The organism is Collimonas humicola, from assembly GCF_018304945.1.
Taxonomy (GTDB): domain Bacteria; phylum Pseudomonadota; class Gammaproteobacteria; order Burkholderiales; family Burkholderiaceae_D; genus Collimonas; species Collimonas humicola.
Genome location: NZ_JAGQEE010000005.1, coordinates 191,860 through 209,036, shown reverse-complemented (window position 1 = coordinate 209,036; position 17,177 = coordinate 191,860). Strand labels below are relative to the sequence as shown.

Annotated in this window: 13 protein-coding genes; 3 read left to right on the top strand and 10 right to left on the bottom strand. The window is 61.9% G+C overall.

The features are described 5' to 3' along the window. The first annotated feature begins 56 nt into the window (after positions 1-56). Positions 57-851, top strand: coding sequence for a thymidylate synthase (gene thyA / locus KHU30_RS16755; RefSeq protein ID WP_211443764.1), 795 nt, complete (start codon positions 57-59; stop codon positions 849-851). A gap of 12 nt (positions 852-863) precedes the next feature. On the opposite strand, the gene KHU30_RS16750 is transcribed toward thyA, so the two are convergent. The 6 genes from KHU30_RS16750 to KHU30_RS16725 form a co-directional block, all read right to left on the bottom strand. Then, entirely contained in the window at positions 864-2,333 is a 1,470-nt protein-coding gene (locus KHU30_RS16750) for an efflux transporter outer membrane subunit (protein ID WP_211443763.1), read from the bottom strand. Between the two features lie 11 nt (positions 2,334-2,344). Beyond that, a complete protein-coding gene (locus tag KHU30_RS16745; protein WP_230427432.1) occupies positions 2,345-3,625 on the bottom strand; it encodes an efflux RND transporter periplasmic adaptor subunit in 1,281 nt (426 codons plus the stop codon). Positions 3,626-3,693: 68 nt separating this feature from the next. Then, positions 3,694-5,577, bottom strand: a complete 1,884-nt coding sequence (locus KHU30_RS16740; protein ID WP_211443762.1) for an ABC transporter ATP-binding protein — start codon at positions 5,575-5,577, stop codon at positions 3,694-3,696. Positions 5,578-5,719: 142 nt separating this feature from the next. Beyond that, positions 5,720-7,315, bottom strand: a complete 1,596-nt coding sequence (locus KHU30_RS16735) for a glucan biosynthesis protein (RefSeq protein WP_211443761.1) — start codon at positions 7,313-7,315, stop codon at positions 5,720-5,722. Positions 7,316-7,375: 60 nt separating this feature from the next. Continuing rightward, positions 7,376-9,910: a glucans biosynthesis glucosyltransferase MdoH gene (mdoH, locus tag KHU30_RS16730; protein WP_211443760.1), complete on the bottom strand. Its 2,535-nt coding sequence runs from the start codon at positions 9,908-9,910 to the stop codon at positions 7,376-7,378. Between the two features lie 53 nt (positions 9,911-9,963). Beyond that, positions 9,964-11,529, bottom strand: coding sequence for a glucan biosynthesis protein G (locus tag KHU30_RS16725; RefSeq protein ID WP_230427431.1), 1,566 nt, complete (start codon positions 11,527-11,529; stop codon positions 9,964-9,966). Positions 11,530-11,890: 361 nt separating this feature from the next. Here KHU30_RS16725 and KHU30_RS16720 point away from each other — a divergent pair, with 361 nt between their 5' ends. Then, positions 11,891-12,403 (top strand): dihydrofolate reductase, encoded by a 513-nt coding sequence (locus KHU30_RS16720; RefSeq protein ID WP_211443759.1) that lies wholly within the window; start codon positions 11,891-11,893, stop codon positions 12,401-12,403. 32 nt (positions 12,404-12,435) lie between these two features. Here KHU30_RS16720 and KHU30_RS16715 read toward each other — a convergent pair whose 3' ends face one another. Further along, entirely contained in the window at positions 12,436-12,669 is a 234-nt protein-coding gene (locus KHU30_RS16715; RefSeq protein WP_211443758.1) for a hypothetical protein, read from the bottom strand. Positions 12,670-12,787: 118 nt separating this feature from the next. On the opposite strand from KHU30_RS16715, the gene KHU30_RS16710 reads away from it, so the two are divergent. Next, entirely contained in the window at positions 12,788-15,052 is a 2,265-nt protein-coding gene (locus KHU30_RS16710) for an arginine/lysine/ornithine decarboxylase (protein WP_211443757.1), read from the top strand. Between the two features lie 73 nt (positions 15,053-15,125). Here KHU30_RS16710 and KHU30_RS16705 read toward each other — a convergent pair whose 3' ends face one another. Genes KHU30_RS16705 through dcd form a run of 3 tightly spaced genes read right to left on the bottom strand, consistent with a single transcriptional unit; the run spans position 15,126 to position 17,166 of the window. Further along, complete coding sequence (locus KHU30_RS16705; protein ID WP_211443756.1) at positions 15,126-15,338, bottom strand: DUF1653 domain-containing protein; 213 nt, start codon at positions 15,336-15,338, stop codon at positions 15,126-15,128. Between the two features lie 31 nt (positions 15,339-15,369). Next, positions 15,370-16,590: a DUF2863 family protein gene (locus KHU30_RS16700; protein WP_211443755.1), complete on the bottom strand. Its 1,221-nt coding sequence runs from the start codon at positions 16,588-16,590 to the stop codon at positions 15,370-15,372. 9 nt (positions 16,591-16,599) lie between these two features. Then, entirely contained in the window at positions 16,600-17,166 is a 567-nt protein-coding gene (dcd, locus tag KHU30_RS16695) for a dCTP deaminase (protein WP_211443754.1), read from the bottom strand. Between the last annotated feature and the right edge of the window lie 11 nt (positions 17,167-17,177).

Sequence of the window (17,177 nt, the reverse complement as noted above, 5' to 3'; positions counted from 1 at the left end):
GCAGCCATGCCGGATGCGTTACAATCTTGGAATTAGATTCAGCAATCAAGATAAAAATGCGCCAATACCTCGATCTCATGTGTCATGTGCAACAACATGGCACCGTCAAAACCGACCGCACCGGCACCGGCACCCGCTCGGTGTTCGGCTACCAGATGCGCTTCAACCTGCAAGACGGCTTCCCCTTGCTGACCACCAAGAAGCTGCACCTGCGCTCGATCATCCATGAGCTGATCTGGTTTCTCAACGGCTCGACCAATATCCAGTATCTAAAAGATAACGACGTCAAGATCTGGGACGAATGGGCCGACAGCGAAGGCAACCTGGGGCCGATCTATGGCTATCAATGGCGCTCCTGGCCGACCCCGTCCGGCGGCCATATCGACCAGATCACGCAGCTGGTAGAGCAGATCAAGAACAATCCGGATTCGCGCCGGCTGATCGTCTCCGCCTGGAACGTCGCCGACATTCCGCAGATGAAGCTGCCGCCCTGCCATGCCTTCTTCCAGTTCTATGTGGCCGAGGGCAAGCTGTCCTGCCAGCTGTATCAGCGCAGCGCCGACATTTTCCTCGGCGTGCCGTTCAACATCGCATCCTATGCCCTGCTGACGCACATGATGGCGCAGCAGTGCGGGCTTGAGGTGGGAGATTTCATCTGGACCGGCGGCGATTGCCATCTGTACTCCAACCATGCAGAGCAGGTCGAGCTGCAGTTGTCGCGCACGCCGGGACCACTGCCCAAGCTGACCATCACGCGCAAGCCAGCGTCGATTTTCGATTATCGTTTCGAAGATTTCGATATCAGCGGCTATCATCCGCAGGCGCATATCAAGGCGCCGGTGGCCGTCTAGGGGCGACAGCTCTTATTTATCCGGCAGCGGCTTGCCAGACGTCGCCGCCTGCCGCTCCAGCGCCTGGCTGGCGTGCACATCCTGCCAGCCGCCGCCCAGCGCCTTGTACAGCGACACCGTCGCTTTCAACCGCTTCAGCTTGATCTGCCCCAGCTCGTTCTGCACTTCCGACAATGACCGCTGAGTATCCAGCACCGTCATCAAATCCTCCGCGCCGACCCGGTAGCGGATTTCCGACAGTTCGAAGGCGAAGCGCGCCTGTTCCATTTCCGTGATTTTCAATTTGCGCTGCTCGTCCAGGCTGCGGATCTGGCCGAGCGCGGTATCGACTTCCGACAGCGCCGCGATCACGGTCGAGCGATAGATCTGCACCAGTTCCTGCTTCTGGGCGACAGCGAGATCGCGCTGGCTGTTGAGGCGGCCGGCGTCGAAGATCGGCGCCACCAGCCCCGCGCCCAGGTTGGCCAGCATGTTGGGACCGTTGAACAGCGACAGCAAGGCGTTGCTCTGGCCGCCGGCCGAGCCGGTCAGGCGGATGCTGGGGAACAGCGCCGCGCGCGCCACGGCGACATTGGCGTTGGCAGCGGCCAGTTCGGCTTCCGCATGACGGATATCAGGCCGGCGCGACAGCAGTTCCGAAGGCAATCCGGGCGTCACCTGCGGCAGCAGGATCTTCGCCAACCCGGGCTCATTGACGGTAAAAGTCTGCGGCGGCCGTCCCAGCAAGATCGCCAGCGCGGTCTGCGCCTCGCGTTCTTGCTGTTTCAGATCGGGAATCACCGCCTGCTGCCCCGCCACCGCCGAACGCTGGCGCGCCAGGTCCAGCGGCGAGGCCGAGCCGGCGCGGCTCTGCGCCGACACCAGTTTCAGCACGCGCTCGGCGTTGTCGACGTTCTGCTGGGCGATCTCGATGCGGTCGCGCAGCGACAAGACTTGCAGATAGGTCGAGACGATGCCGCTGGTGACAGTCAGCGCCACCGTTTCGCGGTCATAGCGATTGGCTTGCAAAGCGGCTTCAGCCGCCACCAGCCCGGCCCTGTTCTTGCCCCAGAAATCGACTTCGTAGCCGATCTCGACCAGGCCGCTGGTCGAAGTGACGGCGCTGCCGCTGGAAGCGAGCGGCAAGGCACGGTTGATGCTGGTGGAAAAATCCGCATTCGGCAGCAGCGGCGCGCCAGCGATCCGGGCTTGCGCTTCCGCCTGGCGCACGCGCGATACCGCGGCGGCGATTTCCAGGTTGCTGGCCTGCCCCTGCGCCACCAGCTGGCTCAGCTCTTCGCTGCCGAAACGCTGCCACCAGCCGGTATCCGGCCAGTCCTGTTCGCCGTTGTTGGCCGACAGATCCCAGCTCTGCGGAATCTCGACGCTGGGCGTGGCTTCCCGCATCTCGATCTGGCTGGCGCAGGCCGATAGCAAGAGCAACAGCACGGTGCTTGAGCAAGCCGCGGCGATGGTGGGGGAACGTTGAAAAAAATGGGGCATGCTGTTGGCCATCAATGCGCCTTGACGGCGGGTACGGAGGAAGACGAAGCCGCGGAAGCGCTGGCGGATGCTGCGGCATTTTTAGCAGCAGGCGCCGGGGCGGATTCCACTACAACCAGCTCGCCGGCCTGCAATCCCGACAAGACTTGCGCCATCTGCTGGTTGCGGATGCCAATCCTGATCGCGCGCGAACTGACTTGCTGAACTTGCGGAACTTGCTGATTCGCGCCGACCACCTTCACCCGATAGCTGCCATCGGCTTCCGGCTTGCCCAGCAGCGCCACCGGCAGCAGCAGGGCATCGCGCGCCTGCGCCAGCACAAAGCGTACTTGCGTGCTCATGCCGCTCATCAGTTCTTCTTGCGGATTATCGACTTCGAACAAGACGTTATAGAAAGTCTGCTTGCCCTGCTCGCCCGAACCGTCGGCCGGCACCGGAACCACTTGCCGCAGCTTGCCGCTCCAGCGCTTGCCGGGATAACCGGGCGTGGTGAAATAGGCAGTCATGCCTTTGCGCAGCAGCGGCACATCGATTTCCGCCACCCGCGCCTGCACCGTCAGGCGGCTGAGGTCGGCGATCCGCACCAGCGGCGCAGCCGGCTGGCCGGCGCTGACCATCTGCCCGGTGCGCGCCCCCACCGACACCACCGTGCCGCTGATCGGCGCCAGCACCTGGGTATGGCTGCGCGTTACCTCATCATCCTTGACGGTCGCCTCGATCTGCCGGATCTGGGCATTGATGGCCTCCACCTTGGCGGCGGCGGAATACATGCTCATGCGGCTCGATTCATAGGATTCCTCGCGCGTAGCGTTTTCCGCTTTCAGCTGCGTCTGCCGCTTGTATTGCAATTCGGCGAAGTCCTGCTGCGCGCGCTGGTCCGCCAGCTCCGCCTGCAGCCTCGCCAGCTGGGCGCGATTGCTCTCGACCCGCGCCGACGGCAAGGTCGGCGTGATTTCGACCACCATCTTGCCGGCCTTGACGTCATCGCCCACCATCACCAGCACATCCTTGATCTGGCCCGACACCTGCGCCATCACATCGCTATATTTATGCAACTGCAGCTTGCCGTTGGCAAACACCGCCTGTTCGATATCGCCGCGCCGCACCGCTTCCGTCTGCAGACGCACCGGCGTCGGCTTGGGCGGCGGAGGCGGCCGCTGCAAGAGCCCTTTCCACAACAGGAAGCCGGCGCCGACCGCAATCAGCCCAGCCAGGATCGCGATCAGCCAGCGGCGACTGGAATGGCCGAAAGAATTTAGCGCAGCGGACTTGTCGGTCGGTTCAGCAGTCATTGATGCAGACTCAGGGTTCATCAGGTTCAGATCAGGTTCAGTCCAGAGGAAATACAGACAGCAGCGGCCTAAGCCGGCTCTGTCTGCGCTCCGCCCACGATTGCGGCCGGCATGGTTTCTTCGTCCACTTCCTCGCCCAGGAAGCCGCCGCTCTGGTGCGCCCACAGGCGCGCGTACAAGCCGCCCTGCTCCAGCAGGCTGCGGTGATCGCCCTGTTCGACAATGCGCCCCTTGTCGAGCACGATCAAACGGTCCATCGCGGCGATGGTTGAGAGACGATGGGCGATCGCCACCACGGTCTTGCCTTCCATCAGGCGGTACAAGCTGGCCTGGATTGCCGCTTCAACTTCCGAATCGAGCGCGCTGGTGGCTTCGTCCAGCAGCAGGATAGGCGCGTCCTTCAGCATCACGCGGGCGATCGCGATGCGCTGGCGCTGGCCGCCGGAAAGCTTGACGCCGCGTTCGCCGACGTGGGCATCGTAGCCGGTGCGGCCCTTGGGATCGGTCAGGGTCAGGATGAACTCGTGCGCCTCAGCCCGCTTTGCCGCCGCCAGCATATCGGCATCGGTGGCGTCCGGACGGCCGTACAGCAGATTGTCACGTACCGAGCGGTGCAGCAAGGAAGTATCCTGCGTCACCATGCCGACCTGCGCCCGCAGGCTGTCCTGGGTCACATGCGCAATGTCCTGGCCGTCGATCAGGATGCGGCCCTGCTCGACATCGTAGAAACGCAGCAGCAGGTTGACGATGGTCGATTTGCCGGCGCCGGAACGGCCCACCAGGCCGATCTTTTCGCCGGGACGGATGTGCAGCGACAACTGGTCGATCACCGGCCGCTGGCCGCCGTAGGCAAAGCCGACCTGCTCGAAATCGAGCTTGCCCTGGCTGACCTGCAACGGCTTGGCGTCGGCCTGGTCCAGCACGGCGTGCGGCCGCGACAAGGTATTGATGCCGTCCTGCACCGTGCCGACCTGCTCGAACAAGGAAGCGAATTCCCACATCACCCAATGCGAGATGCCGTTCAGGCGCAAGGCCATCGCCGTCGCCGCGGCAACCGCGCCGATGCCGACCTGGCCCTGGGTCCACAGCCACAGCGCGGCGCCGGCCGTGCTCAGGATCAGCAGCATGCTCAGGGTGTGGTTGACGATTTCAAAGCTGGTCACCAGGCGCATCTGGCCGTGCACGGTCTGCAGGAATTCCTGCATCGCCGAGCGCGCATAGCCGGCTTCGCGGCCGGCGTGCGAGAACAGCTTGACCGTCGCGATATTGGTGTAAGCATCGGTGATGCGGCCGGTCATCAGCGAGCGCGCATCGGCCTGCGTCTTAGCGACCTTGCTCAGGCGCGGCACGAAGTAGCGCAACGCCAGCGTATACAAGGCAAGCCAGCTCAGGAACGGCACCAGCATCCAGCCGCTGAAGCTGCCCACCACCGCCACCATGGTGAAGAAGTAGATCACCACGAACACCAGGATGTCGCACAGGATCATGCAGACGTCGCGCACCGCCAGCGAAGTCTGCATCACCTTGGTGGCGACCCGGCCGGCGAATTCGTCTTGATAGAAATGCATGCTTTGATTGAGCATCAGGCGATGGAATTTCCAGCGCAGCAGCATCGGGAAGTTGCCCGCCAGGGCCTGCTGCTTGAACATGCTTTGCAAGGCGACCACGATGGGACTGGCCAGCAGGATAGCCGCCAGCAACAGCAGATTGGTGCTTTCGTGGGTCCACAGCGTGGACGGTTCGGCGTGGCCGAGCCAGTCGACGATACGACCCATCATGGCAAACAGTAAAGCCTCGAAAGCGCCGGTGACGGCGGTCAGCAAGGTCATGGCGACGATGTATGGGCGCAAGCCCTTGGTGCAGGCCCAGACAAACGCAAAAAATCCGCGCGGCGGCGGCGTCATGACCGTATCCGGATAAGGATGCAACAGTCTTTCAAACCAACCAAACATGGAACGCTCCAAAAATAGGCAGGGCAAAAACGGCCCAAGCCCAACAGTATATTGCAAATCTGTCAGGCGCTCGCAGGGTGGGCGCCGGTGCCCACCCTGCCCTAAAGCCCGACGTGCTCTAGTACGTGCTCTAGTACGTGCTCTAGTACGTGCGCTTGGCAGGCGCCGGCGGCGTCCACTGATACAACCAGGTTTCGCTCAGCGGCTGGCCGTCTGCGGCCAGATAAACGCGCACATCAATCGGTTCTACGCTGTCGTCGGCCGGTTTCAAATCGAACATCGCGCGGTAACCGTGAATCGCGTCCAGCGGACGCGCCGAACTGATTTCCACCTTGCCGCGCGAGGCGCTGATCACCGGCTGCACCTTGGCGTCCTTGCCCAGCAGAGCCAGGTCGCCGCCGGCGAAATCGATGGCGAAACGGCGCGAGTAATATGCGCGCTTCTGGCCGATCACGCCGCCCATGCCGGTACGGGTTGCGACCACTTGCGCCAGCGGCGAAGCAAACGGCATCTTGGCGCCCCAGTGCAGGCGATAAGCAAACAGGCGCTCCTGCCCCGCCTGCGGCTTGTCGGCAGGATTCCAGAACGCCACGATATTGTCGAAGGTTTCATCGACCGTGGGGATTTCCACCAGTTGTACCGCGCCCTTGCCCCAGCCGGCCTTCGGCTCCACCCATAAGCTCGGGCGGCGGTCGTAGAACACGCCGTCGTCCTGGTAGTGGTCGAAGTTACGGTCGCGCTGCAGCAGGCCGAAGCCGCGCGGATTCTCGTCCTGGTAGGCATTGAAACGCAGATGCTCGGGATTGACCAGCGGCCGCCAGACCCACTCGCCGTTGCCGCGCTGCATGGACAAGCCATCGGAGTCGTGGATTTCAGGACGCCAGTCGTCGCTGGCGCCGGCGCGGCGGTCATTTTCGCCATACTGGAACATGCTGGTCAGCGGCGCAATCCCCATCCGCTCGATGGTCTTGCGCGGATACAGGGCGACGTCGACATCCATCACCATGGTCGCCGATGGCTGGATCTCGAAGCGGTAGGCGCCGGAAACGCTGGGCGAATCAAGCAAGGCATACACCACCAGCTTGCCCGAATCCTTGGCCGGACGCTCCAGCCAGAAATGGGTGAACATGGGAAATTCTTCCGGCCGGTCCATGCCGCAATCGATCGCCAGGCCGCGCGCCGACAAACCGTATTGCCACTCGGCGCCGACTGCGCGGAAGTAGCTGGCGCCCAGGAACGCTGTAATGTCGCGCTGCAGGTCGGTGTGGAAATTGACGCGGAAGCCGGCAAAGCCGAGGTCTTTCGGCATGTGTTCCGCCTTCAGGCCGCTCTTGCCGTAATTGAACATGGCTGGATCGTAGGCCAGCTCTTGCGCCTGGCCGTTCTTCAATTCATAAATCTGCACCGGACTCTTGAAAAACAGGCCGAGATGAAAGAACTTGACCTGGAAACGCAACTGATCCTTGCTCCACAAGGCATGATCGTCGCGGTAGCCGATGGCCTGGTATTGATCCCAGTCGAGCGCCTTGACTTCGTCCGGAATATGATTCTCCGGCAACTTGTATGGCTGGGCGGCGAGCTGCCGGGCCTGGCCTTTCAGCCAAGCATAATCGAAAGCCTGCGGCGCGCCCAGGAATTTCAGCTGCCCTGGCGCGTTCGCCGCCGCCAGCAGCGGACTTGCAGGGAAACCGGCAGCAGCAAGTGCCGCCGACGCTTTCAGAAAATCACGTCGTAACATGGTGCTCCTTGTTTAATGATGACGATTGGCCTTGCATCGGGCCTTGGTTCAAGCCTTGATTCAGGCTTTGAGCAAAGCCTGCCAGCGCCGGTTGGCCGCAGCCGAATTCCAGATCTCGAAATGCAGGCGGGACAGCGTCAGGGGGTCGTCCAGCAGCGCATTTTTCTGGCGCGGCGTCAGGCTGTCGGGGCCGCCTTTCAAGGCGCTGTCGAGCAACGTGGCACGCGCCGCCTGGGTCGCCGCCGGCACCGCCGGACGCGCCGTCACCGCCGCGCACAGCAAGGCATTGATTACCGGATCGACTACCGCATCGTTGAAACCCGCCAGCGTCTTGCCGTTGTCGTTGTATGCCGTGGTTGCTGCAAGCTCCGGCGGCAGATCGACTTCCTCCGGGATGACGAACAGACGCGCGTGGCGGAAGCTGCGGCCAAGCGTGACCCGGCTGGAAAAGACCGACAAGGGAATCGACAGCATCAGCGAACCGACGATAGGCAGCAGCCACCAAAGGAAGCCCGGCTCCAGCCAGTACACGCCGCCGCCCCACAGCAAACCCAGCAAGGTATGGCCACCGTGCCGGCGGCAAGCTTCGCCCCAGCTGGTTTCCGCATCTTCGCGCGGCGGCGACTTCCAGCTGATGGTCCAGCCAAGGAAGGCGCCGACCACGAAGCGCGTATGGAACAGCATGCGCACCGGCGCCAGCAGCATCGAAAACAGCAGCTCCATGATCATGCTCAAGGTCAGCCGCAAGGCGCCGCCGAACTCGCGTGCGCCCTTGGCCCAGATCAGCACCACGCTCAGCACTTTCGGCAGGAATAGCAAGGTCGCCGTCGCGGTGAACAAAGCCAGCGCCCGCTCCGGATGCCATTCCGGCCACACCGGAAACAACTGTCCCGGCGTCACGAAGTATTCCGGGGCCACCAGCGTATGCACTGCCAGCAATACCGTCGACAGCAGCAGCGACAGGAACCACAGCGGCGCCGACAGATAAGCCATGACGCCGGTCACGAACACCGCGCGGTGCACGGCATGCATGCCGCGCGCCAGGAACAAGCGGAAGTTCATCAGGTTGCCCTGGCACCAGCGGCGGTCGCGCTTCAGTTCGTCCAGCAGGTTGGGCGGCATTTCCTCGTAGCTGCCTGCCAGGTCATAGGCAATCCAGACGCCCCAGCCGGCGCGTCGCATCAGCGCCGCTTCGACAAAGTCGTGGGAAAGAATCTCGCCGGCCAATGCGCCCTCGCCCGGCAGCGGCGCCAGCGCGCAATGTTCCATGAAGGGCTGCAGGCGGATGATCGCGTTATGTCCCCAGTAATGCGACTCGCCCAGCTGCCAGTAATGCAGGCCGGCGGTAAACAAGGGACCATACACGCGGGTCGAGAACTGCTGGATGCGGGCGTACAAGGTGTCGCGGCCGGCGGCGCGCGGCGCGGTCTGCACGATGCCGGCAGTGGGATTGGCTTCCATCAGGCGCACCAGCGTGGTCAGGCAAGCACCGCTCATGACGCTGTCGGCATCGAGCACGATCATGTAGCTGTAGTTGGCGCCCCAGCGCCGGCAGAAATCGTCGATATTGCCGCTCTTGCGCTTGACCCGGCGACGCCGGTGCCGATAGAAGATGCGGCCGAAACCGCCCAGCGTCTGGCACAGGCTGGCCCAGGCATCCAGCTCGGCGCTGCAAATATCGCTGTCGCCGCTGTCGCTCAGCACGAAAAAATCGAAACGGTCCAGCTCGCCGCTGGCCGCAACCGATTCGTAGGTCGCGCGCAGGCCGGCAAAGACCCGGGTCACGTCCTCATTACAGATCGGCATCACGATGGCGGTCCTGGCGCTGGCCGGGATCGGCCCCGGCGCGGCCTCTTCGCGTGAAATCACATAGCGGTCGCTGCCTCGCATCAGCACCAGGAAGCCGGCCATGGCGGTCCAGAAGCCGGCCGACACCCAGCAAAACAGCAAGGCGAACAAGCCCAGCGTCACCAGCTCCAGCGGCTTGTCGCCATGGTAGGGCAGCACGGCGCTCATGAAATAGGTCGCCATCGCGGTCTGCGCCAGCATCAGCATCAGCAGCACGATGCGGCGCAGATTGCCGCGCGACTTGCTCTCGTGCTGATCCTGGCTGTCTGCCGCGGCGACCGGCATTGGTTCCGGCTGCGGCAGCGCTGTCGAGCGCGCGGCCTTTTTGTAGCGGCGCTGCTTGGCGCGCGGACGCAGGTCGAACTCGCGGTTGGCGCCTTCGACCCAGCGCACCAGCGGATTCAGGGTGCCCCAGGGATGGGCGACAATCGGCGTACGCTGCAGCGGCGGTGCAATCGCGATGCGCGAGCGGCCGCCGGCATCGATGCTGATCTGCGCAGCCGGCTGCGCCGACGACGGTTCGGCAAAGGCCAGCTGCAAGCGCGCAGCGACCGAACCGTAGGCCGGGTTGGCATGGGCCAGCGTCGACAGCTCGCCGGGGGCGGCAGCGCTGCCAGCGGCCAAGGCCTGGTGCACCGCTGCCAGCGAACTGTCGCCGGCGGCGTCCAGTTGCGCGGACAACGCTGCGCGCCGCGCTGCCGAAAGCGGCAGGCGATCGAGATAACGCTCACCGATCCCAGGCGTCATATCAGGCGAATCCTGCAGTTCGGCTGCACTCGGCGGTGACATCGGTTTGCGGTCTAGTTGGGCGGTAATATGTAGCTCCAGGTTTCAGATAAGGTGGTGCTGCCGCCGCGCAGGAAGCCGCGCAGCTCGACAGGCTTGTTGTCTTCATTGCGGCGTACCCGCACCGTCATGCGCCAGCCGCCGGTGGTGTCGTTGCGCTCCACCTTGGTCTCCAGCACCTTGCCGTTGTCGTCGGCGCTGACCACGCCTTCCGGCTGCACCTTGTCCGACAGCTTCTTGAATACCGGACCTTCAAAATCGACCGCCAGGCCGATGCTGTTGTCATCGCTCTTCTTCAGCACGCCGAGGCCGCGCCGGGTCTGCGTCACCCACGACAAAGGCGGCCGCTTTTCCGCATCCTTCTGCCATGACAAAGTGTATTCCAGATTGAATGCCTGGCCTGCCTTCGGCGTCGTTTCCGGCACCCAGTAGGCGACGATATTGTCATTGGTTTCGTCCGGGGTCGGGATCTGCACCAGCTCTACCCTGCCGTTGCCCCAGTTGCCCTTGGGCTGGACCCAGGCGCTGGGCCGCTTCTCATAGTGAGCGTCCAGGTCTTGATAATCGGCAAAATTGCGGTCGCGCTGCATCAGGCCGAAGCCGGCCGGATTGCTCAGCGAGTAGGATGTCACCAGCAAGCGCTTGGGATTGACCAGCGGCCGCCAGATCCATTCGCCAGTGCCGGAGGCCACCGACAAGCCGTCCGAATCGTGCACTTCAGGCCGGTAGTCCTCGACTTGGGAGCGCTGGTTGTCGCCGTGCAAGAACATGCTGGTGAGCGGCGCCAGCCCCAGCTTGCTGACGTTTTCACGCAGGTACAGCTGGGCCTTGACGTCGACCGTGGTATCCACGCCCGGCTTCAGCACGAAGCGATAGGCGCCGGTCACGCGGCGCGAATTGAGCAACGCGTAAATGGTCAGTTCCTTGTCGCTGGCCTTGGGGCGCTCGATCCAGAATTCCGTGAAACGCGGAAACTCTTCGCCGGAACTGAGCCCGGTATCAATTGCCAGCCCCCGGGCCGAAAGGCCATAGGTCTGGTCCTTGCCCAGCGCGCGGAAATAGCTGGCGCCGAGAAAGGACAGGACTTCGTCCTTGTATTTGTTCGTATTCAGGGGAAAGTGCACGCGGAAGCCGGCGAAGCCGAGCGCGCGCATCTTGCGCGGATCAACCTTGCTGGCGCCGAAATCGAAATCGCTGGGATCGAAACGGATTTCACGCACGCTCTGGCCATTGATCTCGCTGATCTTTACCGGCTGGTCGAAGGAGTAGCCCTCATGGAAAAACGCCAGCTCGAACGGCAGTTTCTGGCTGCGCCAGGTGGATTTTTCCGGACGGAAGCGGATGTCCTTGTATTGCTCGTAATCGAGATTGCTGATTTCCTTGGGCAGATTGCTCTCAGGCTTGCTATAGGAACTGGCGGCCAGATCCTTTGCCTGCTTGGCAACGTTATTGAAATCGAAGGCAAATGCGCCGCCTGGGCTTGCCAGCAACAGCGCCGCGGCAAACGGCAGGATCGCGATGCGCGCCCGGGCTAGAGCGGAAATACGCGCTTGCGTCCGCTGAGACAAATTCAAATACATTGGATTCCCATCTGACACTGCTTTGATTGACCTGCCCGACCAAGCCCTGCAGGCTTCATCGAGAGTAGGCGGTAGTCTATCAGTGTTCTATAATTTTTTATATCCATCAGGCAATGAGTGCGCTGTGGCGCTTTACTGCCTGCGCCAGCAACGACCAAGACTTGCAACATTGATTGGCAAAAACTTGCCAAGTTGGCAGCAGAATGGCCCGATATGCGCCATTACAGCAAAATATCCCGGCCCGGGTTAACAGGCCCCGACTTTTAAGAGCGGGCATCAGCAACAAAGTTCCATCCAAGACTTATAGTAAGATCACGCCTTTAATACAAATCCGCCGCAAGCGGGCTCATGCAACGCGCCAATGACTTCACGCCTCACGATTATCGTCGCCACCGACGCCAACAATGGCATCGGCATCCGCAACACCTTGCCCTGGCGCCTGCCGGAGGACCTGGCGCACTTTAAACGCACCACCTCCGGGCATGCCATCATCATGGGCCGCAAGACCTTTGAATCGATAGGCCGTCCGCTCCCGCTGAGACGCAATATCGTCATCACCCGCAATGCCGATTGGCGTCACGACGGCGTTGAAAGCGCGCCCTCGCTGGCTGCCGCGGCGGCGCTGGTCGGCGACGCCGAGGCCTTCATCATCGGCGGCGCAGAGATTTACGCCGCGGCGCAAGAGCTGGTGCAGCGCCAGATCGTCACCGAGATCGCTCACAGCTTCGACTGCGACGCCTTTTTCCCAATGCGCGATGCGCTGCAATGGCAGGAAATCTCGCGCGAAAACCACCATTCCGAGGCCAACGGTTTCGACTACGCTTTCGTGGTCTACCAGCGCCGGCCCGCCAGCGCCGGCGAGGCCAGCAGCTGACCCGGCCTGATGATGGAATGACATCTGTTGTTTTATGCAGGATTTCCATCATCTTTACCCCCAATTTCGTACATATCTGCGAAAATTCGACTTTCTTTTTTCAGCGTTGCTGCTGAAAGCAGCGACGCTAAAATTTGAAAATGCTGAGCGTTGCTGCTGAAGGCAGCGACACCAAAATTGGAAAATTCTGAGTATTGCTGCTGAATGAAATGAATAGTTTTACGTGTCGTCGCCATCTGCCGCGACGCGTAAGCAATAGGCTGCATTGCCTTACCCCGGCAACTCCGCGGACGCCCCGGCGCCAAGCGGTACAACGTTTTTTAATCGCCGCCTCGCGGCCGCGTTCACAGCCTTGTTATCAACCACCGTCTCCTGGAGACCTCGATGAAATTCCGCTTCCCCATCGTCATCATTGACGAAGACTTCCGTTCCGAAAATACTTCCGGCCTTGGCATCCGCGCGCTCGCCGACGCCATGGAGGCCGAGGGCATGGAGGTATTGGGCGTGACCAGTTACGGCGACCTGTCGCAGTTCGCCCAGCAGCAATCGCGGGCCTCCGCCTTCATCCTGTCGATCGACGACGAGGAATTCGGCGCCGGCTCGTTTGAAGAAACCGACCACGCGCTGAAATCGCTGCGCGCCTTCGTCGAAGAAATCCGCCACAAGAACGCCGACATCCCGATCTACCTGTACGGCGAAACCCGCACCTCGCGCCATATCCCCAATGATATCCTGCGCGAACTGCACGGCTTCATCCACATGTTCGAAGACACGCCGGAATTCGTTGCGCGCCACATCATCCGCGAAGCCAAGTCCTACCTGGACGGCCTGTCGCCGCCCTTCTTCCGCGCGCTGGTGCACTACGCCCAGGACGGCTCCTACTCGTGGCATTGCCCGGGACACTCGGGCGGCGTCGCCTTCCTGAAGTCGCCTATCGGCCAGATGTTCCACCAGTTCTTCGGCGAAAACATGCTGCGCGCCGACGTCTGCAACGCCGTCGAAGAACTCGGCCAGCTGCTCGACCACACCGGTCCGGTTGCCGATTCCGAGCGCAACGCCGCGCGCATCTTCAACGCCGACCATTGCTACTTCGTCACCAACGGCACCAGCACCAGCAACAAGATGGTGTGGCACTCGACCGTGGCGCCGGGCGACATCGTGGTGGTCGACCGCAACTGCCACAAATCGATCCTGCACTCGATCATCATGACCGGCGCGATCCCGGTGTTCCTGATGCCGACCCGCAACCACCTCGGCATCATCGGCCCGATCCCGCTGGAAGAATTCACGCTGGAAAGCATCCGCAAGAAGATCGAAGCCAATCCGTTTGCGCGCGAAGCCGTCAACAAGAAGCCGCGCATCCTGACCATCACGCAGTCGACCTACGACGGCGTGATCTACAACGTCGAAACCCTGAAGAACATGCTGGACGGCGAAATCGAGACCCTGCACTTCGATGAAGCCTGGCTGCCGCATGCGACTTTCCACGACTTCTACAAAGACATGCACGCGATCGGCAAGGACCGCCCGCGCGCCAAGAAATCGATGATCTTCTCGACCCAGTCGACCCACAAGCTGCTGGCCGGCCTGTCGCAGGCCTCGCAGATCCTGGTGCGCGAATCGGAAAGCGTGCAGCTGGACCAGGACGCCTTCAACGAAGCCTACCTGATGCACACCTCAACTTCGCCGCAGTATTCGATCATCGCTTCCTGCGACGTCGCCGCGGCCATGATGGAAGCGCCTGGCGGCACCGCGCTGGTCGAGGAAAGCATCCTGGAAGCGCTGGATTTCCGCCGCGCCATGAAGAAGATCGACGAGGAATGGGGCAAGGACTGGTGGTTTCAGGTGTGGGGCCCGAACAGCTTCTCGGAAGACGGCATCGGCAGCCGCGAAGACTGGGTTATCCGCGCCGAGGACGACTGGCACGGCTTCGGCAACCTGGCGCCCAACTTCAACATGCTCGATCCGATCAAGGCCACCATCGTCACCCCCGGCCTGTCGCTGGAAGGCAAGTTCGGCGAAAGCGGCATCCCGGCTTCGATCGTCACCAAGTACCTGGCGGAGCACGGCGTTATCGTCGAAAAGTGCGGCCTGTACTCGTTCTTCATCATGTTCACCATCGGCATCACCAAGGGCCGCTGGAACACGCTGCTGACCGCCTTGCAGCAGTTCAAGGACGATTACGACAAGAACCAGCCGATCTGGCGCATCCTGCCTGAGTTCGCCGCCGCCAACCATGGCAAGAACGCGCGCTACGAGCGGCTCGGCCTGCGCGACCTGTGCCAGCAGATCCATGAAACCTACAAGTCCTACGACGTGGCGCGCCTGACCACCGAAATGTACCTGTCCGACATGCAGCCGGCGATGAAGCCGTCCGATGCGTTTGCCAAGATGGCCCATCGCGAAATCGACCGCGTCCCTATCGACCAGCTCGAAGGCCGCGTCACCTCGATCCTGCTGACGCCTTACCCGCCGGGCATTCCATTGCTGATTCCGGGCGAGCGCTTCAACAAGACCATCGTCGACTATCTCAAGTTCGCGCGCGATTTCAACGAGAAGTTCCCAGGCTTCGAGACCGACGTGCATGGTCTGGTGAAACGCGAAGTCAATGGCAAGCGCGATTACTTCGTGGATTGCGTGCGGCAGTAAAAACAGCCATAAGCGTGGCCGACAAAAAACCGGGAGGCTCAGTCGAGCGTCCCGGTTTTTTTACGTCTTTCTTTTACAGCGGCGCGAACCGCCTGGCGCCGTTTTCAAGCAAGCCGTTGAACAGCTCCGCCGGCCGCACCCACAAGCCCGGCGCATGCGGCCACAGATGCTCATAGACCACCATAGCTTCTTCGGTTTCCGAATGCCTTGCCACGCCGATGTAGCGGTACAGGCCACCTTTGTAATGCCGGTGGGTGGCAATTTTCCGTGCGTCTTCTTCAGTCACTCAATTCTCCAAAATAATCAGGGCGCCGCGTCTAGGCGACCCCGTAAGGCTGTACTTCGGACGGCTGGCCGTCCGCTTCAAACCTCACTGCAACTGCCAGCGCCGTGACGCCGATGGTGCGCAGCGCATCGTAGGTATCGTCGACTTCCACTTGCAGGTCGGCGCCTGCAGCCAGCGGCTTTTCCGAGGAGGCCAGCAAGGCGCCGTCCTTGCCGTACAAATTCACCCGCAGCACCATGTCGCCGCGCACGTCGGCAGGACCGACGACGGCATTGGCGTCGAAAGACGCAACGCCGTGCTGGTCGAGGCCGTGATTGAGCTCGGACATCATCTGCAGCGTGAAGTACTCGGCGATGCCGCGCTCCTTGCCGCCGTGGAACAAGTCCTGGTAGAGGAAATGCAGGTCGATCTCGCTGCCGTCGGTGACCAGGCAGCGCTTGAGCAAGGGTGCGACCTGCTCGGTCCAGCCGTGGAAGCGCTCTTCCCGTGCGCTGAAATAAGCGTCGGCGCCGGCTTCATCGTCCGGCACGTTATAAAAGGCGTCGTCGGTGGCCTTGAGCGAAAAGCCCAGCAGGAAGCGCAGCTCGACCGCATCGTCGTCCGCCCCGAACTGGTTGTCCGGCCAGCCGCTGATGCTGCGTTCGATGGCGGTGGTTGCAGCCAGTTTCTTGTCGGCCATGGCGCCGAAAGCGTCGCGGTTCATTTCAAACAAATGGCTGTAGCGGATGCTGTCGATTTCGTCGAGGTGGTAGGCGTGGCTGACCAGCACCACGGTAGCATCCGGCCCTTCCAGCTGCGCCTGCTTGAAGCTGGCGGACAAGGCATCGAACGCTTCCTGGTCCTGGAAGCACTGCTCGCGCTTGAGGCCGCCGCGGGCGTGGGCGAAGAACGGCACCACAAAGGCGTTCAGCTCCAGCACCTTGCCCTCGTCGCGGCGCACCAGCAAGATCTCCGAGGCTTCTTCGACCTGTTCTTTCAGGAAGCGCCAGGCGTCGAGATCGGCGTACTTGGTGCGCTCAATCGCGTCATACAGGATGTCATCTTTTTTCTGCTGCAGGTTTTTCTTGATGATCTTGTGGAAATCGATGCCGGCCTGCTGCAAGGCGGCGCCGGCAGCCACGCCCTCGGCTTCGTCGCCATCCTGCTCGGCCAGGTCGATCGCCAGGTTGCACAATTGCTGGGTGACGGCTTCGTCTTTATCTTCAGGGGAAAGGCTGGATTTCCGCGGTACCGGTCGCTTGTTCTTCGGCATCTCAGACCTTCAGGTTTTTGGTAGAGTGACGCCGTGCTGGCCTTGGTACTTGCCGCCGCGGTCCTTGTAGGACGTCTCGCAGATTTCATCGCTTTCGAAGAACAGCACCTGGGCGCAGCCTTCGCCAGCGTAAATCTTGGCCGGCAGCGGCGTGGTGTTGGAAAACTCCAGCGTCACGTAACCTTCCCACTCAGGCTCGAACGGGGTGACGTTGACGATGATGCCGCAACGCGCGTAGGTCGACTTGCCGAGGCAGATGGTCAGCACGCTGCGCGGGATGCGGAAGTATTCCATGGTGCGCGCCAGCGCGAAGGAATTCGGCGGGATGATGCAGACGTCGCCGCTGAAATCGACAAACGATTTCTCGTCGAAGTTCTTGGGATCGACGATGGTCGAGTTGATGTTCGTGAAAATCTTGAATTCGTTGGCGCAGCGGATGTCGTAGCCGTAAGACGAGGTGCCGTAAGACACGATCTTCTGGCCGTTGGCTTCGCGCACCTGACCGGGCTCGAAAGGCTCGATCATGCCGGTTTGCTCTGCCATGCGGCGTATCCATTTGTCGGATTTAATCGTCATTGTTTTCTATC